Origin of the sequence: Azospirillum brasilense (assembly GCF_005222205.1) — a bacterium.
In the GTDB taxonomy this organism is placed as follows: domain Bacteria; phylum Pseudomonadota; class Alphaproteobacteria; order Azospirillales; family Azospirillaceae; genus Azospirillum; species Azospirillum brasilense_G.
Map to the genome: position 1 here is coordinate 1,231,996 of NZ_CP032345.1, position 15,641 is coordinate 1,247,636.

Sequence of the window (15,641 nt, forward strand, 5' to 3'; positions counted from 1 at the left end):
GAGCGCCGTCACACCCAGCGCGCCGCCCTCACCCCCACACGGGACAGGAACACCGCCAACCCGGCCAGCGCGCGGGCGGTCCAGGGCGGCGCCGGGTCCAGCCGGGCGGCGTCGCGGGCGTGGAGGCGCTCGTCGAGGCGGCAGGCCTCCAGCACATTCAACAGGTCCGGATCGGGGGCGAGCCGCCGCGCCAGGGCGATCTGCCGGGCGTAATGCCCGTCCACCCACGCCTCCACCCCGGCGACCACCGCGTAGAAGTAGGGCGGGCCGAGCCAGGCCGGCAGCCCGCCCATCACCCGGCCCGACCAGCGCCAGAAGGCCATGGGGGCGCTGCGCCTCTGCGGCGGCAGGACCGCCTCGAACAGCCGCAGGTGCCGCCGCTCGACCCTTCGGTGGGAGGCGGCGAACCGCAGGATCTCCGGGTCGGTCGTGGCGCCGGCGACCCCGTCGTAGAGGGCGACCGCCACGGTCTCGCCGACATGGCTGGCGCGCAGCTCGCGCAGGATGCGCGGCGGCAGGGCGGACAGATCGAGTTGCGGCGGCGCCAGCCCGATGGTGGCGGATGGCGGAGCCTCAGGCGACGGAGCGTGCGTGTCCACGTGTTCAGCGCGCCCCTTCCGGGCCGATGCGCGACCAGGGAAGCTCCTGGAAGCCGATCTTCAAAGCGGGGGAGTTCGGGCGCAGGCGGTAGTCGTCCTTCGCCGGGTTCATGAAATAGGGGTCCGGCTGGTTGCCACCCTGGACGGAGCGCGCCTGCGTGCGTTCCACGGGCGCCCCCGGCGCGCGCAGGCCGCGGCCCGGACGGTCGAAGATGTTGTTCTCCAGCCGGTACTCGCCGCCGGTCAGCGCCGTCACCAGCTGCTCCACCGGGACGCGGGCGTGGATGATGTTGCGGCTGGCCTCGTTGTCGCGCAGGAAGCCCGCCGTCCCCGCCTTCGGCACCCACTCGAAGCGCAGGAAGCGGTCGCGCTCGTCGGTCAGCACGGCGATGTTGTTCTCCACCCGGTTGCCGTCGCCGCCATGGACGAAGACCGCCGCCCAGCCGGTGTCCTCCAGGAAGTTGCCCTCCACCCGCACGCCGTTGGTCAGGTCGTCCAGATAGACGCCGAAGCCCTTGTAGCGGGTCATCCAGCGCCCCGCCGCATCGGTGGCGATCCCGCCGGTCCCCCGGATGTCGTTGAAGCGGATGACCAGCCTGGTGTCGATGTCGCTGCGCCCCAGCGTCTCGATGGCGCCGAGGTCGGCGGTCTCCCGCCCGACGTCGCGGATGCGGTTGTACTCGATCACGTTGTCGGTGTTCTTGGTCTCCGGGTTCCAGTTCTTCATGGAGATGCCGTAGCGCGCGGCGTGCCGGATGTCGTTGTGGGCGATTTGCGTGCGGGTCACCCCGGCGCTCATGATGCCGCCGCCGTAGAAGTTCACCTCGCCGACGTGGCGGATGGTGTTGGCGATGATCCGGTTGCCGGCGCTGCCCGGGGTCAGCTCGATCCCGCTGCGCCCCAGATGCTCCAGCCGGTTGCCGCGCACCTCGCTGTCCGCGACGCCGACCAGCAGAACGCCCGTCCCGACGGCGGAGAAGCGGTTGTCGCGGACGCGGTGCCCCGAACCGCCGGCCAGCCGCACCGCCGCCCCGTTGTAGGGCACGTCGGCGAAGAACAGCCCGTCGAGCGTGATGGAGTCCGCCTTCTCCGCCTGGATCAGCGGGGCGGTGCGCGCCACCACCGCCTCGCCGTTGCGGGCGAAGCCCGCCGGATCGTGAGGGCGCAGCAGCAGGCGCCGGTCCTTGGCGCTCCAGGCGAACTGGCCGGGGAATTTCAGGAAGTCGGGATGGCCGAGCAGGCGGAAGGTGCTGCCGTCGCGGAACGGGTACCAGCCGTCCCGGTCCAGAACCAGCGTTCCGCTGCGGTCGATGCGCTCGATGCCGCGGATGTCGTCGGCCTGCCGCTCGCGGTCGAGCGCCTGGACGCGGACGCCGGGGACCGCCCAGGCCGCCTGGACGGTGCCCGGCGGGAAGCGGAACTGCCGCTTGTCGCCGCCGCCCTTGGTCTGCTGGGCGATGAACCAGCCGCTGCGGATCGGGTCCTGCGGGTCGAAGGCGCCGCTCTGCGCCGCGCGCAGCCGCACCCCGCCGGCGCTGACGTCCAGCCCCGGCTCGCGCGCCAGCGGGGCGGAGACGACGCCGTCGCGCTCCGCCGTGAAGCCCGTCACCACCTCGCCGCCCGACAGGACCGGGGTCTCGCCGGGAAAGGCGGCGATGCGCAGCCCGGAATCCTCCGGACCCAGCGTCACCGTGTCGGTCAGCCGGTGGGTGCCGCCGCGCAGCAGAATCAGGTGCAGGCCGCGCTTGCGCGCCTCCTCCACCGCGCGGGCCAGCGTGGCGACGGGGCCGTCCCGCCCGTCCGGTGTGGAGGCGGCGACCCGCCCGGACCAGCGGTCGTCGCCCTGGGGGGAGACGTGGATCGCCGGCTCCGCCGCGACGGACGGGGCGGGGCCAGCCAGCAACAGGACCAGCCACAACAGCCCGCCCGCGAAGAGTCCAGGAATCCGGCGCGTCATATCACCTCCGTTCGGCTCCCCAGCGAAACTGGCGGCGGGGGGCGGATGAAGCAAAAGCGCGGACGGGGTGCCTCGAAGGCGCGGCGCGGATAGCCCTGACCGGGCGACCCTCGCCGTCTGCGCTTCCGGACGGGGGGACCCGACCGGGTCCGGCGGTGTTGCTTCCGGGTGCGCCACCCTCGCCCTTGGGGGTCGGCACGACGACACCGCCCCACCGGCCGCAACACCACCGGCCGTGGCCGGCGGCGCCGCGCGTTCACGAGGTCAAGCGGAGTCCGGTATGATCGAAACGGCGTTGATCGCGCAGGTGCTGGTGGTGGCCCTGGTCATCGTGGCCTATCTCAGCACCGGCACCGCGTCGATGTTCCACCCGTTGACCTACTATCTGATCTTCCACACGCTGGTCTTCGTGATCCGGCCCCTGCTGGTCCATGGCTTCGGCATCGACAACGCCTGGCTGTTCATGGGCTACTGGCCGAGCGCGGCGGAGTTCGTGAAGTCGCTGACGGTCAGTTCGGTCGCGCTGATCGCCTTTTCCATCGCCTGCGGCTGGGCCGGGCGGGTCAAGCCGGACCTCAGCCGGGCGCCCACCTTCACCTTCGACCGGCTGGACATCACCGCCTTCGCCCTGACCGTGGCGGCGCTGGGGCCGCTGGCCATCTATTCGGCGATTTTGCGCCAGGACGGCGCCGACTTCACCGGCACCGGCGACGTGCAGATGGAGCGCGACCCGCTGACCGGCCAGCCGGTCTACGTCAACACCACCGGCTACATCGCCGAGGCCCATTCGATGGGCCTGCCGCTGACGCTGGGCATCATCTGGGTCAGCCGCTTCCACCCGCTGTCCTTCATCCCCTTCATCGCCTTCGTCAGCTACCGCGCCTATCTGGGCTGGGGGCGCTGGGCGATCATCATGGGCGTGCTGGGCATGGTCCTGCTGATCCTCTACCACACGCGCACCAAGTGGTTCCGCTGGTGGCAGCTCGCCTGCGGCCTGCCGGTGCTGCTGCTGTTCCACACGCTGGGCAACAACCGCGACTTCCTGCGCGGCGTGCTGGCCGGCACGGAGAATCCGAGCAAGCTGTTCAGCATCTTCCAGGGCGGCGAGGGCTCCTTCGTCGAGAGCGTGTCGAACCAGGACATCGCCAACTTCGACTTCCTGGCCTTCATCCTGTGGGCGGTGCCGCAGCAGTCGGGGACCTACACCTGGTTCACCCAGTATCTCCAGCTCTTCACCGAGCCGATCCCGCGCATGCTGTGGCCGGACAAGCCCATCGGCGCGCCGGTCAAATGGGTGTCGCTGCACGATTTCGGCAACTTCTCCAACCTGACCACCTCGCTGGCCGGCGACGGCTGGATGAGCGCGGGGTGGATCGGCGTGATCGTCACCATGGTGGTGGTCGGGCTGATCCTGGGCCGGCTGCACCGCTGGTTCTGGGAGTCGGGCTTCACCAACCGCTACGCGGTGCTGTTCTATTGCGCCTTCATCCCGCTGTCGCTGCAATGGTACCGTGACGGCAACATCACCATCGTCAAGTTCGGCTTCTTCTCGCTGCTGCCCATCCTGCTGTGGATCGGCGCGACCAAGGCGTTGCGCCTGTGGATCGGCGACTCCGCCGGATCGCCGCTCGCCCAGAGCCGCATGTCCGTCTTCCACAAGCCCGGCTTCCACAAGCCCGGCTTCCGCCTGCCCGGCCTCCGGTTCCCCGCGGACCGGGCGTGAGGCGACCGGTGGGGGGCGGGCTGGACAGGATCCTTCTGCGCGGGCTGGCCCTGGCCGCGGCGCTGGTCCTGCCGCTGGCCTTCGTCCTGGACCCGCCCGACGGCGACCTGACGGAACTGGGCGGCTATGCGGAAAACCGCTTCGGCCCCAGGACGCCCGAAGCGATCTTCGTGCCGCCGCTGGCCGAAGCGGCGCGGCCCGGCGCCGATTACGACGCGCTGGTGTTCGGCGACGGCTTTTCCCGGCCGGAGGCGGAGGAGCGCCACGGCCGCTACGGCCGTTACTGGACCGACCACCTGCGCAACCTGACCGGCCTGACCGTCGGCGTACGGACCGCGGGCGTGGCGCCGCTGGCCGCCTATCTGGCCTCCCCCGATTTCCGGGAGCGCCCGCCGCGCGTGGTCATCCTGCAGTTATCGGAGCGCGACCTGGGGGAGCGCGTCGGCGGGCTGGACCTGTCCACCGTCACCACCCCCCGCCCCCATGGGGTGACGACGCTGCGCGCCCTCGCCGTCCAGCCCCTCAACCGTCAGCCGCGCGTCCTGGAGCGCGCCCGCGCGCAGGCCTGGAACCCGCCGCCCGTCGGCCACGCGCTGGACCTGCTGGTCAAGGCGCTGCCGCGCGCGCTGCTGAACGCGACCGGCGGCCCGGTGGAGGAGCGGCCCCTGGCCTATGCGGGCCTGTTCAGCTCCGCCGCCGCGACGACCACCCTCTTCCGCGCCGAGGATTTCCAGCCCTGGCGCACCGACCACCGGCTGCTGGAAGAGCGCCGCGCCGGGCTGCACGCGATCCAGGACGCGGTGGAGGCCAACGGGGTGACGCGCTTCCTGCTGCTGATCGCGCCCGACAAGGGGACGGTCTACGCCGATTTCCTGCTCGATCCGCCACCCCGGCGGTCCGCCGTGGACGAGGTCATGGCCGCCGATCCGACGCTCCAGGCGGTGCCGCTGGCCTCCGGCCTGACGGCGCTGGCCGCCGGCGGGGTGCGGGATGTCTACGCGCCCAACGGCAGCCGCTGGGGATTGGAGGGGCAGCTCTACGCGGCACGGATGGTCGCCCGCACGCTGGGGCGGCTGGGCGTGCTGTCCGGCGCCACCGATGCCTCGCCGGACGTCGCCATCCTGCCCTGCCGGCCGGGCAGGGGCGACTGCGCTCCCAACCGCACCCAAACCGACTGATGGACAGGACCAGGAGGAACCGCCCAGCCATGGCTCAGGACCAATTTTCGGCAAACAGCGTCCCGGCGGACATCGCTTCGACAGACATCGCTTCGACGGACATTGCCCACGGCGTCGTGGCGATCGTCGTCACCCACAACCGCCTGCCGCTTCTCGCCACCTGCGTCGCGGCGATCCTCGGGCAGCAGCCGCGGCCGGAGCGGCTGGTGGTGGTGGACAGCGGCTCCAGCGACGGCACGCCCGAGTGGCTGGCCGCGCAGGCGGAGGAGCGGGGCGACGCGCTGGTCGTGGTGCGGCAGGCCAACTGCGGGTCAGCCGGCGCCTACCACACCGCCTTCGAGACAGCGCTCGGCCTCGGCGCCCGCTGGATCTGGAGCACCGACGACGACGGCATCCCGCAGCCCGGCGCGCTGGCCGAGCTGCTGGCCCAGGCGCGGCACCACGGCCTGTCCATGGTCGGCCCGCTGGTGCTGGCGGCGGAGGACCGCTCCACCCTGGCCTTCCCCATGCAGGGCACCCGCGACCCGGACAGCCTGATGGCGCGGGCGGTCGACGGGCTGGCGCCGGGCACCATCGCCCTGTTCAACGGCACGCTGATCGGGCGGGCGGTGTTCGAGCGGATCGGCAACGTGAAGCGCGAGATGTTCATCTGGGGCGACGAATACGAGTTCACCCTGCGCGCCCGCCGCGCCGGGCTGAAGGTCGGCACGGCGGTCAAGGCCCTCCACGTCCATCCCGGCATGTCGCGGACGGAGCACAAGGTGCTGGGCGGCCGGCTGGGCACGGTGGAGACGATGCGGGCCGACCGGGCGCCGCATTTCTTCCGCAACATGGGCTACATCCACGCCAACTACGAGAAGGCCGGGGTGATCCCGCGCATGATCGCCAAATACACCGCCCATTATCTGGTGAACCGGGATTTCCGCGGCCTGCGGGTCTTCCTGAACAGCTACCTGTCCGGCCTGCGCGACGAGTATCCGGAGGAGCTGAAGCGCCCGCCGGTCCGGCTGCCCCTGCCCGAGCGGCCGCGCGCCGCTTCGTCCTCCTCCAGCGAGGTCGCCTGATGCCCACCGTCAGCGCCGTCATCGCCACCTTCAACCGCGCGCCGGAGCTTCGCACCGCGCTGTCCCGCCTGCTCGCCCAGACGCACCCCGTCGCGGAGATCCTGGTGGTGGACGACGGGTCCACGGACGGCACCGACGCCATGGTGCGGGGGGAGTTCCCCAGCGTCCGCTACGTCCGGCTGCCGCACAACGCCGGGCTGATCTACGCCCGCAACTTCGGCTTCGTGAACACGACGGGCGATTACGTGCTGTCGGTGGACGACGATTCCTGGTTCGCCGAGCCGGACGGCCTCGCCCGGACGGTGGCCTACATGGAGACGCACGCCGACGTGGCGGCGGTGGCCTGCAACATCGAGACGCGCGACGGGCTGGTCTATTTCCCGCCGCAGGCCGATCCCTTCGACGCGCCCTGGTACGTCGGCTGCGGCCATCTGCTGCGCCGCAGCGCGGTCGCCGCCACCGGCCTCTACATGCCGGAGCTGTACCGCCAGGGGGAGGAAAAGGACCGCTGCCTGCGGCTGATCGGTGCCGGCCACCGGGTGGTCGCCCTGCCCGGCGTCATGGTCTATCACGACAAGAGCGAGAAGGGCCGCAAGCCGGGGCTGGAACGCTTCTACAACCACCGCAACGACCTGATCCGCGAGATCGCCCGCTGCCCCGCCGGCCTGCTGCCCTGGCGCTTCGTACGGAGCTGGATCGGCAACAGCTGGAAGAACCTGCGCCACGGCCCGCGGCTGACCGACCTCAAGGTTCTGCTGGCCCTGCCGGAGATCCTCCGCATCGGCCTGAAGCACCGCGCCCCCGTCAGCGAGGACGCCTACCGCCGCTGGCTGCACCTGTCCAAGACGGCAGCACCCAATTCCCCTCCCCTGCAAAGCGGGGGAGGGTCAGGGAGGGGGCAAGTGCCCGTCAGCCGCACCTCCCCCTGAAAACACCCCCTACGCCGACGTCCGCGCCAGATGGTGCCCGATCGCCGTGCGCAGCTTGTTCAGGCGGCGCGGCAGCTTGCGCAGCTGGCGCAGCACGGCGGGCTGCGGCGGGTTGATCGGCTCGCTCAGCAGGTCGGGGGCCATGCGGCGGATCAGCTCCGCCTGATGCTGGCTGGAGCGGCGGACGTCCACCGGCATGGCCAGGGCGATCGCCAGGAAGTCCGCGCAGTTGCCGACCTGGAAGAGCTGCCGCCCGGTCAGGTCCACCCCCTGGTCGATGGCCGACAGCCAGCCGGCCACCCGCTGCTCCAGATAGAAGCGGTCGCGCAGGTCCATCGCACCACCCGGCAGGACGTCCGGCGTCCTGACCACCCAGGCCAGCCACTCGCGCAGCGCCTCGCAATGGGACGGCGGGTTGTAGAGCTTGCCGCGGAAGGCGTCGAAGATCCGGGCGGCGGTGTCCTCGCCGTCGGCGGCGAGCCCCGGCGGGATCTGGCCCCAGTAGAAGCAGCGCGCCACCTCGAAGACGCCGCCGTGCAGGACCACGGCGCCCTCCGGCACGCCGTCCCACGCGCCGTTGGCGTAGAACTCCCCGTCCATCGCCGCGGTGTGCCCGCCGGTGTGGGCGGCGTAGTCGCGCGCGCGCTGGGCGTCCAGCGGCGGACAGGGGATCAGGTGATGCTCAACCCCGGCCAGCCGGGCCAGCTTCGGCGGCAGCTTGCGGTCGCCCGGCGTCAGGTCGCGGTGATCGAAGGTGAAGGTGGCGAAGGGCACCTCGGCCTTCTGCGCCGCGGCCAGCAGCAGCCGCGTGTCGTAGCCGGCGGTGAGCTGGAGCATCAGCGGGCGGTTGCCGCCCTCCGGCCCCGACAGGGTGCGGTGCAGGTTGCGGATGGCGGTGACCAGGATGGATTCCATCCGCTCATAGGCGAGTGAATCAGAAAAGCCCGGCGGAATGGCCGGAAAGGGCCGGCGGAAGGTCAGGAAGCCCGGATCGTCCATCGGGCGGGCGGGGTCGAGCACCTGGGTCGGCAGCAGCCGGCGCACCCCCGCCAATCCGGAGCCGGGCAGCGGGTACCAGTCCAGCCCGGCCTCGTGGGCCAGCGGGCGGCGGAAGCTCGCCTCCTCGCCCAGCAGTTCGGCCATCACCCCGGCGCTGGAGGTGAGGGTGAGGGCGCCGTCCACCATCCCGTAGAAGCAGCCGAGCGTCCCGCCGGTGTCCAAGTGGACGGCCCGGTTGTTGAGCAGCAGCCAGCGTCCCGTCCAGGAGCGGCACAGCTCCGCGATGTCCCCGGCGCGCGACGCGGCCAGCGCCTCCGCCGGGTCGGGGCGCGCCGGGTCGGTCTGCACGGGAAGTCCCAGCAGGTGCCAGACCGTCTTGTCGGCGCCCAGCACGCGCCGGACCGGCAGGTCGGGACAATGGGACAGGACGAGCCCGCCGATGTCACGGCTCACCCAATCCGGACGGAGCGCGTGGGTGTTTCTGGACACGATGAATTGCCGCCGGTGCAGCATGCCGACTTCCCCCGGACCTTTCGCGAATGTCAGGGGGTAAACACGCCGCACGGCGGGGGAGGCAGGGCCCTACCCCTTTTCACCCTCCTTTGCGCCACCCTTCTTGCCTTTGCCCATCCGAACGGAGAATATTTCCCACGCTTGGGTGGCAGCGCGTGATTGACTCCGGGGGTCGGTACCTCTATACAGCGGGGCTCATTTTTTGCCCTGAGATCGAGGAGTATGGTGCCGTGAAACGCACGTTCCAGCCCAGCAAAATCGTGCGCAAGCGCCGGCATGGCTTCCGCGCCCGCATGGCGACCGTCGGTGGCCGCAAGGTGATTGCCCGCCGTCGCGCCAAGGGCCGCAGTGTCCTGAGCGCCTGATACGCATGGCGGCGCCGGACCCCAGGGTCGGGCGCCTGAAGCGGCGGCCGGAGTTTCTGGCCGTGGCCGGTACACGGCGCAAGCATGTGGCTCCCGGCCTTATCCTGCAGGTGCGCCGACACGACGAACGGCAGCGGCCCGCCCCTGGCGAGCCGCCGATTCGTCTTGGCCTGACGGCGAGCCGCAAAGTGGGGAACGCGGTCGTGCGCAATCGCGCACGCCGCCGCCTTCGCGAAGCGGCCCGCCAAATTCTGGTCGCCCACGCGGCCCCCGGTCACGATTTCGTGCTGGTGGCCCGCGCCGCGACGGCCGAACGGCCGTGGACGGAGCTTGTGGGCGATCTGATCGCGGCGCTGAAACGCCTCGGTCTATGGCGCGACGTCTCCAAGAGCGACGCGTCCGGAATCGAGGTGAATGGCGGGCCAAACGCCGTCACTCCCAACGGCGGGACCGGCAACGGTTCCGGCGGCGGGGAGGCCGGCGCGTGAGCCCGCTCGCCTATTTTCTGCGCGCGCTCGTGGTCGGCTATCAGTGGACCCTGTCACCCTTCATCGGGTGGCACTGCCGATTTCAGCCGACCTGTTCAAACTACGCGCTGGATGCGCTATCTAAGCACGGAGCGATCCGGGGCAGTTGGCTGACCGTCCGGAGGCTTCTGCGCTGCCATCCCTGGGGCGGGTGGGGATATGATCCCGTGCCCGAACCGGGGCGGTCCACCCGCTGTTCGCACGGGCCGGACGAAGCGGCGCATCGATGCAGCAATTCGCATGCCGGCCTGAAAACCGGCGTTCGGCCCCCTTCTTAACAGAAGGCCCACGGCAACCGGGATGCCATGACCGATCAACGCAACCTCATCCTCGCGATCGCTCTGTCGATCGCCATCCTCCTGGGATTCCAGTATTTCTACGATGGACCCCGGGTGAAGCAGCAGCAGGCTGCGCAGCAGGCCGCCCAGACGGAGCAGTCGGTCACTCCCGGCGCCGCGCCCGCTCCGGGCGCCGCTCCCGGTTCGGTGCCCGGTACGGCGGCTCCCGCCACGGTCCGCGACCGCGCCGGGCTGCTCGCCGAGCAGATGGCCGCCGGAACGCGCGTCAAGATCAACACGCCGTCGCTGCACGGATCGGTCAATCTGGTTGGGGGCCGCATCGACGACCTGACGCTGGCCGACTACCGCGTCACCCCCGATCCCAAGAGCCCGGAAATCGTCCTGCTGGCCCCCGCCGGCACGCCCGAGGCCTATTACGCCGAGTTCGGCTGGGTTCCGGAGGACAAGTCGCAGCCGGTGCCCGGCGCCGACACCCGCTGGACCGCCGCCGGCACCGCGCTGACGCCGGACCAGCCGCTGGTCCTGACCTGGGACAACGGCAAGGGCCTGGTGTTCGAGCGGACCATCGCGGTCGATCCGAACTTCATGTTCACGATCACCCAGAAGGTGCGCAACACCGGCTCCGCCCCGGTCAGCCTGCTGCCCTACAGCCTGGTCAGCCGCGCCGGCACGCCGCACACCGACGGCTACTACATCCTGCATGAAGGCCCGCTCGGCGTCTTCGACGGCAAGCTGAACGAGCACAAGTACGACGATCTGCGCAAGGCCGGCACCATCTCCGCCCAGTCGACCGGCGGCTGGATCGGCATCACCGACAAGTACTGGCTGGTCTCGCTGGTCCCCGACCAGAAGGCCCCGATCACCGCCCGCTTCGTCCACTCCGCCCCCGGCGCCGCCGACCGCTATCAGGTCGACACGCTCGGCAAGGCCGTGGAGGTCGCCCCCGGCGCCACCATCGAGCTGACCGACCGCCTGTTCGCCGGCGCCAAGCAGGTCCGCCTGCTGGACGAGTATTCGGACAAGCTGGGCATCGCCAACTTCGACCTGGCGATCGACTTCGGCTGGTTCTACTTCCTGACCAAGCCGTTCTTCTACGGGCTGGACCTGCTGGGCCGCCTGTTCGGTAACTTCGGCATCGCCATCCTGGTCTTCACCGTGATCGTCAAGGCGGCCTTCTTCCCGCTGGCCAACAAGTCCTATCACGCGATGGCCAAGATGAAGAAGCTGCAGCCCAAGATGATGGAGCTGCGCGACCGCTTCGGCGACGACAAGGTCCGCCTGAACCAGGAGATGATGGCGCTCTACAAGCGCGAGAAGGTCTCGCCGGTGTCGGGCTGCCTGCCGATCCTGATCCAGATCCCGGTCTTCTTCGCGCTGTACAAGGTGCTGTTCGTGACCATCGAAATGCGGCACGCGCCGTTCTTCGGCTGGATCCACGACCTGTCCGCGCCCGATCCGACCACCATCTTCAACCTGTTCGGTCTGATCCCGTGGCAGCCGCCGCACATCCTGATGCTGGGCCTGTGGCCGATCATCATGGGCATCACCATGTACTTCCAGCAGAAGCTGAACCCGGCACCGCCCGATCCGGTGCAGCAGAAGGTGTTCCAGTTCCTGCCGATCATCTTCACCTTCATGCTCGCCAGCTTCCCGGCTGGTCTGGTGATCTACTGGGCCTGGAACAACACCCTGTCCATCGCCCAGCAGTGGATCATCATGCGGCAGGACGGTGTGAAGGTGACCTGAGGGTCCTCTTCACCTGACACCCGGCTTCCCTGACTTCAGGGCATCGACCGCCGGCAAGCGCCTCCCTTGACGGGCGTTTGCCGGCGGTTATGTTTTGGGCCGGTCACGATCATCCGCATCCCGTGTCTTTCGAAAGCGCCGTCCATGACCTCTTCCAGCAGCTCCCCGATCTCCGGTTTCGACGAGGAGGCCCTGGAAGCGGGGCGGCTTCTGTTCGCCAAGGAATGCGATTTCATCTGGGGCGCCCAGACGGCGGAGCAGCTGCCGGAGGCCGACCTGCCGGAGGTCGCCTTCGCCGGGCGGTCCAACGTCGGCAAGTCCAGCCTCGTCAACGCGCTGACCGGGCGCAAGACGCTGGCCCGCACCTCCAACACGCCGGGCCGCACCCAGCAGCTCAACTTCTTCAATCTCGGCAACCGGCTGAAGCTGGTCGACATGCCCGGCTACGGCTACGCCAAGGAATCGAAGGAGAAGATCGAACTCTGGAACGACATGGTCCGCCGCTTCCTGCGCGGCCGCGTCACGCTGCGCCGGGCGCTGGTGCTGGTCGATTCGCGCCATGGGCTGAAGCCCAACGACGAGGAGATCATGACGATGCTCGATCAGGCGGCGGTGCCCTACGTCGTCGTCCTGACCAAGTCGGACAAGGTGCGGTCGCAGGAACTGGCCGAGGTGAGCAAGCGCACCGTGGCGGCGCTGAAGAAGCACCCCGCCGCCTTCCCGGAGATCCACGCCACCAGCTCCGAGAAGGGCCAGGGCATCGCGGAGCTGCGGGCCAGCCTCGCCCAGCTCGCCAGCCTGGGGTGACCCGATGGCCTTCGAGCTGACGCCGGCCCTGCTGTTCCTCATCCAGGCCATCCTGCTGATCGCCGGCCCGTTCCTGCTGTGGCGGTTGTCCGGCCTGAAGCATGTGGTTCCGATGGTGGTCATCCAGATCCTGTTCGGGATCGCGCTCGGCCCGTCGGTTCTCGGGCAGGCCGCGCCGGAACTCTGGCAGCCGCTGTTCGCCAAGGGGTCTCTGGCGCCGCTCTCAGGGCTGGCTCTGCTCGCCGTGGTCTTCTTCGCCTTCCTGACCGGGCTGCATCTCGATCTGGAGGAGTTCAAGGGGCGCGGGCGCGCCTTCGTCGGGATCAGCCTGTCGAGCATGATGGTGCCGACGCTGCTCGGCGGGGCGCTCGGCTGGTGGATCGTCGGCGCCTTTCCCGGGATGGCCGGGCCGAAGGCCGACCCGCTGCTGTTCGCCGCCGGCTTCGGCATCTGCGTCGGGGTGACCGCCCTGCCGGTGCTGGGCGCCATCCTGCGCGAGATGGGCCTGATCGGGGAGCGGGTCGGGCGGCTGGCGCTGGGCTATGCGGCGGTCAACGACGCGCTGCTGTGGATTCTCATCACCGCCGTGCTGGCCCTGGCGGCGGGGGGCAGCGGCGGCTTCGCCGGGGTGGCGTGGATCGCCGTCCTCGGCTTCGCCTATCTCGCCGCGACGGAGCTGTTCGCGCGTCCCCTGCTGACCCGGCTGATGAACCGCATCGCCCCGGACGGCGCGGTCGGCGACATGGTGGTGGTGGTCACCTGCGCCGCTCTGCTGGGCTCTGCCGCGGTGACGGAGCTGATCGGGCTGCACTACATCCTGGGCGCCTTCGTCGCCGGCACGGTCATGCCGCGGCGGCTGGCGGCGGCCATCCTGGACCGGCTGGAGCATTTCGCCACGCTGATCCTGCTGCCCTTCTTCTTCACCCTGACCGGTCTGAAGGTCAATCTCGACCTCGCCGCCGCGGCGCAATGGTGGGTCTTCGCGCTGGCGACGGTGGCGACCATCCTGGGCAAGGTGCTGGGCACCGCCCTGCCCGCCCGGCTGTCGGGCGAGAGCGCCGCCGATTCCTGGCGGCTCGGCACGCTGATGTCCTGCAAGGGGCTGATGGAGGTCATCGTCCTGACCATCCTGCTGGAGGCTGGGGTTCTGTCGGACGCCTGCTTCTCCGCCATGGTGCTGATGGCGGTGGTGGTCACCGCGCTGACCCAGCCGATGACCCTGCTGGCCGGGCGGATCGCCGGCCATCGGACGGGCCACGCCGGCACAGCCTGAACCCGTCAGGCGGGTTTCCTCAGCCGGGCTTGCGCACGTTCCCGGTCACCACCGGATCGGCGCCCGGCCCCTCGGATCCGGCCTTTCCACCCCCGCGCGCCTGCTCCTTCAGCGCCTTGTTAGCCTCCGTCACCTCCTGGGCGTCGGGGGAGCCGTAGATCTCCTCGGCCCGCCGGGCGGTCTCCTCCATCTCGGCCTTGTGGGCCTCGGTGAAGGGGTTGCGCGGCGTCGGCATGATGCGGTCGTTCATGGCGGGGTCCTTGCTGGCTCGTCCTGCTTTGGCGAACCGCCGGGCGCCGCAAGGGTTCCCGGACGCGGCACCTGCCTGAAAAAGCCCCCTAGGCACCCCCGGCGCTTTCCGTTAAAGAGTCGGCGGAATCTCACCCGACTGGCCCACCCCGACGAACGGCTCCATCCCGTGCAGAACACGACCCGCGACGAGTGGCTCGCCAAGGCCCGCACCCTGTCCGAAGCCCTGCCCTATATGCGCCGCTACGCCGGGCGCACCTTCGTCATCAAGTACGGCGGCCACGCCATGGGTGACGACAGCCTGGCGGAGAAGTTCGCCCGCGACATCGTCCTGCTGAAGCAGGTCGGCATCAACCCCGTGGTCGTGCACGGCGGCGGCCCGCAGATCGGACAGATGCTGCAGCGGCTGGCCATCAAGTCCAGCTTCATCGACGGCCTGCGCGTCACCGACAAGGAGACGGTCGAGGTGGTCGAGATGGTGCTGGCCGGCTCCATCAACAAGCAGATCGTCGCCGCCATCAACAACGCGGGCGGCCGCGCCGTCGGCCTGTCGGGCAAGGACGGCAGCCTGATCACCGCGCGCAAGCTGCGCCGCACCCAGCGCGACCCGGACAGCAACATCGAGAAGGTGCTGGACCTCGGCTTCGTCGGTGAGCCCTATCAGGTGAACCCGCAGATCATCACGTCGCTGGCCCAGTCGGACATCATCCCGGTCATCGCCCCCATCGGCTTCGACCGCAACGGCGACACCTACAACATCAACGCCGACACCGCGGCGGGCGCCGTCGCCTCGGCGCTGGGCGCCACCCGCTTCTTCCTGCTGACCGACGTCGCCGGCGTTCTGGACAAGAACAAGGAGCTGGTGCCGCGCCTGTCGCTGGATCAGGCGCGCGCCGCCATCGCCGACGGCACCGCCACCGGCGGCATGATCCCGAAGATCGAGACCTGCATCGACGCCGTCGAACAGGGTGTGGACGCCGCCGTCATCCTGGACGGCCGGGTGCCGCACGCCCTGCTGCTGGAGATCTTCACCGAGGGCGGGGCCGGCACGCTGATCGGCCGCGAGTGACCGCGTAAGCGAAGGGGACCCGCCATGTCCGACGTGCGCAAGGACCTGCTCCGCCAGATGAAGGCCATCCGCGAACGGATGGACCCGAAGCTCCTGGAGCGCGCCAAGCTGTCGGTCTTCGGCAAGGTCCCCTACGACCGCGACTCGGCGAAGGAAGCGGTCGGGCATTTCCTCGACTCCAAGGACGACGGCGGGGCCTTCCGGCGCAAGCTGGAGGCCGCGCTGCGCCAGGACGGCGCGCCCGTCGACCTTCCGGATGGGGACGCCGCGAGCGCCTCCTCTGGCACCGCTGAGGAGCCGCCCCAGCCGCGCAAGCCCCGCCGTTTCGGCCGCCTCCTCTAAAA

General features: G+C 70.2%; 16 protein-coding genes. 12 read left to right on the top strand and 4 right to left on the bottom strand.

The annotated features are described in order from the left end of the window. Nucleotides 1–8: 8 nt before the first annotated feature. A complete protein-coding gene (locus tag D3869_RS06045; RefSeq protein ID WP_137139325.1) occupies nucleotides 9–599 on the bottom strand; it encodes a demethoxyubiquinone hydroxylase family protein in 591 nt (196 codons plus the stop codon). Between the two features lie 4 nt (nucleotides 600–603). Then, on the bottom strand, nucleotides 604–2,556 hold the full coding sequence (locus D3869_RS06050) for a right-handed parallel beta-helix repeat-containing protein (protein ID WP_137139326.1): 1,953 nt from the start codon (nucleotides 2,554–2,556) through the stop codon (nucleotides 604–606). Between the two features lie 280 nt (nucleotides 2,557–2,836). On the opposite strand from D3869_RS06050, the gene D3869_RS06055 reads away from it, so the two are divergent. From D3869_RS06055 to D3869_RS06070, 4 genes are read left to right on the top strand one after another with little or no spacing between them, the layout of a single operon-like run. Next, nucleotides 2,837–4,279 (top strand): hypothetical protein, encoded by a 1,443-nt coding sequence (locus D3869_RS06055; RefSeq protein ID WP_137139327.1) that lies wholly within the window; start codon nucleotides 2,837–2,839, stop codon nucleotides 4,277–4,279. Then, nucleotides 4,276–5,457 (top strand): alginate O-acetyltransferase AlgX-related protein, encoded by a 1,182-nt coding sequence (locus tag D3869_RS06060; protein WP_137139328.1) that lies wholly within the window; start codon nucleotides 4,276–4,278, stop codon nucleotides 5,455–5,457. Before D3869_RS06055 ends, D3869_RS06060 begins: the two co-directional genes overlap by 4 nt. Before the next feature lie 29 nt (nucleotides 5,458–5,486). Continuing rightward, complete coding sequence (locus D3869_RS06065; RefSeq protein ID WP_137139329.1) at nucleotides 5,487–6,521, top strand: glycosyltransferase; 1,035 nt, start codon at nucleotides 5,487–5,489, stop codon at nucleotides 6,519–6,521. Beyond that, entirely contained in the window at nucleotides 6,521–7,450 is a 930-nt protein-coding gene (locus D3869_RS06070; RefSeq protein ID WP_137139330.1) for a glycosyltransferase family 2 protein, read from the top strand. The genes D3869_RS06065 and D3869_RS06070 overlap by 1 nt, the downstream gene beginning before the upstream one ends. 9 nt (nucleotides 7,451–7,459) lie before the next feature. On the opposite strand, the gene D3869_RS06075 is transcribed toward D3869_RS06070, so the two are convergent. Beyond that, entirely contained in the window at nucleotides 7,460–8,962 is a 1,503-nt protein-coding gene (locus tag D3869_RS06075; RefSeq protein ID WP_137139331.1) for a hypothetical protein, read from the bottom strand. Between the two features lie 230 nt (nucleotides 8,963–9,192). On the opposite strand from D3869_RS06075, the gene rpmH reads away from it, so the two are divergent. The 6 genes from rpmH to D3869_RS06105 all read left to right on the top strand — a co-directional run bounded on the left by rpmH (nucleotide 9,193) and on the right by D3869_RS06105 (nucleotide 13,979). Continuing rightward, on the top strand, nucleotides 9,193–9,327 hold the full coding sequence (gene rpmH, locus D3869_RS06080) for a 50S ribosomal protein L34 (protein ID WP_014239280.1): 135 nt from the start codon (nucleotides 9,193–9,195) through the stop codon (nucleotides 9,325–9,327). A 5-nt stretch (nucleotides 9,328–9,332) separates the two neighbouring features. Beyond that, a complete protein-coding gene (gene rnpA, locus D3869_RS06085) occupies nucleotides 9,333–9,815 on the top strand; it encodes a ribonuclease P protein component (RefSeq protein ID WP_137139332.1) in 483 nt (160 codons plus the stop codon). Continuing rightward, complete coding sequence (gene yidD, locus D3869_RS06090; protein WP_349017878.1) at nucleotides 9,698–10,132, top strand: membrane protein insertion efficiency factor YidD; 435 nt, start codon at nucleotides 9,698–9,700, stop codon at nucleotides 10,130–10,132. Before rnpA ends, yidD begins: the two co-directional genes overlap by 118 nt. Nucleotides 10,133–10,159: 27 nt before the next feature. Further along, nucleotides 10,160–11,899, top strand: coding sequence for a membrane protein insertase YidC (yidC, locus tag D3869_RS06095; RefSeq protein ID WP_137139333.1), 1,740 nt, complete (start codon nucleotides 10,160–10,162; stop codon nucleotides 11,897–11,899). Nucleotides 11,900–12,043: 144 nt separating this feature from the next. Next, a complete protein-coding gene (gene yihA, locus D3869_RS06100) occupies nucleotides 12,044–12,706 on the top strand; it encodes a ribosome biogenesis GTP-binding protein YihA/YsxC (RefSeq protein WP_137103556.1) in 663 nt (220 codons plus the stop codon). A gap of 4 nt (nucleotides 12,707–12,710) precedes the next feature. Continuing rightward, nucleotides 12,711–13,979 carry a cation:proton antiporter gene (locus tag D3869_RS06105; protein ID WP_137139334.1) on the top strand — a complete coding sequence of 423 codons (1,269 nt, stop codon included), beginning with the start codon at nucleotides 12,711–12,713 and terminating at the stop codon, nucleotides 13,977–13,979. 19 nt (nucleotides 13,980–13,998) lie between these two features. On the opposite strand, the gene D3869_RS06110 is transcribed toward D3869_RS06105, so the two are convergent. Beyond that, nucleotides 13,999–14,229 carry a hypothetical protein gene (locus D3869_RS06110; RefSeq protein ID WP_038525955.1) on the bottom strand — a complete coding sequence of 77 codons (231 nt, stop codon included), beginning with the start codon at nucleotides 14,227–14,229 and terminating at the stop codon, nucleotides 13,999–14,001. A 168-nt stretch (nucleotides 14,230–14,397) separates the two neighbouring features. Here D3869_RS06110 and argB point away from each other — a divergent pair, with 168 nt between their 5' ends. Both argB and D3869_RS06120 read left to right on the top strand, forming a co-directional pair. Beyond that, nucleotides 14,398–15,297 carry an acetylglutamate kinase gene (gene argB, locus D3869_RS06115; RefSeq protein WP_094302012.1) on the top strand — a complete coding sequence of 300 codons (900 nt, stop codon included), beginning with the start codon at nucleotides 14,398–14,400 and terminating at the stop codon, nucleotides 15,295–15,297. 24 nt (nucleotides 15,298–15,321) lie between these two features. Next, nucleotides 15,322–15,639, top strand: a complete 318-nt coding sequence (locus tag D3869_RS06120; RefSeq protein ID WP_137139335.1) for a hypothetical protein — start codon at nucleotides 15,322–15,324, stop codon at nucleotides 15,637–15,639. The last annotated feature ends 2 nt before the right edge of the window (nucleotides 15,640–15,641 follow it).

Excerpts from the sequence above, each read along its gene's own strand:
- yidD (WP_349017878.1), top strand. The coding sequence starts at position 9,698 with ATGGCGCGACGTCTCCAAGAGCGACGCGTCCGGAATCGAGGTGAATGG.
- D3869_RS06055 (WP_137139327.1), top strand. The coding sequence starts at position 2,837 with ATGATCGAAACGGCGTTGATCGCGCAGGTGCTGGTGGTGGCCCTGGTC.
- D3869_RS06120 (WP_137139335.1), top strand. The coding sequence starts at position 15,322 with ATGTCCGACGTGCGCAAGGACCTGCTCCGCCAGATGAAGGCCATCCGC.
- D3869_RS06050 (WP_137139326.1), bottom strand. The coding sequence starts at position 2,556 with ATGACGCGCCGGATTCCTGGACTCTTCGCGGGCGGGCTGTTGTGGCTG.
- D3869_RS06070 (WP_137139330.1), top strand. The coding sequence starts at position 6,521 with ATGCCCACCGTCAGCGCCGTCATCGCCACCTTCAACCGCGCGCCGGAG.
- D3869_RS06110 (WP_038525955.1), bottom strand. The coding sequence starts at position 14,229 with ATGAACGACCGCATCATGCCGACGCCGCGCAACCCCTTCACCGAGGCC.
- D3869_RS06105 (WP_137139334.1), top strand. The coding sequence starts at position 12,711 with ATGGCCTTCGAGCTGACGCCGGCCCTGCTGTTCCTCATCCAGGCCATC.
- rnpA (WP_137139332.1), top strand. The coding sequence starts at position 9,333 with ATGGCGGCGCCGGACCCCAGGGTCGGGCGCCTGAAGCGGCGGCCGGAG.
- yidC (WP_137139333.1), top strand. The coding sequence starts at position 10,160 with ATGACCGATCAACGCAACCTCATCCTCGCGATCGCTCTGTCGATCGCC.
- D3869_RS06065 (WP_137139329.1), top strand. The coding sequence starts at position 5,487 with ATGGCTCAGGACCAATTTTCGGCAAACAGCGTCCCGGCGGACATCGCT.
- yihA (WP_137103556.1), top strand. The coding sequence starts at position 12,044 with ATGACCTCTTCCAGCAGCTCCCCGATCTCCGGTTTCGACGAGGAGGCC.
- D3869_RS06075 (WP_137139331.1), bottom strand. The coding sequence starts at position 8,962 with ATGCTGCACCGGCGGCAATTCATCGTGTCCAGAAACACCCACGCGCTC.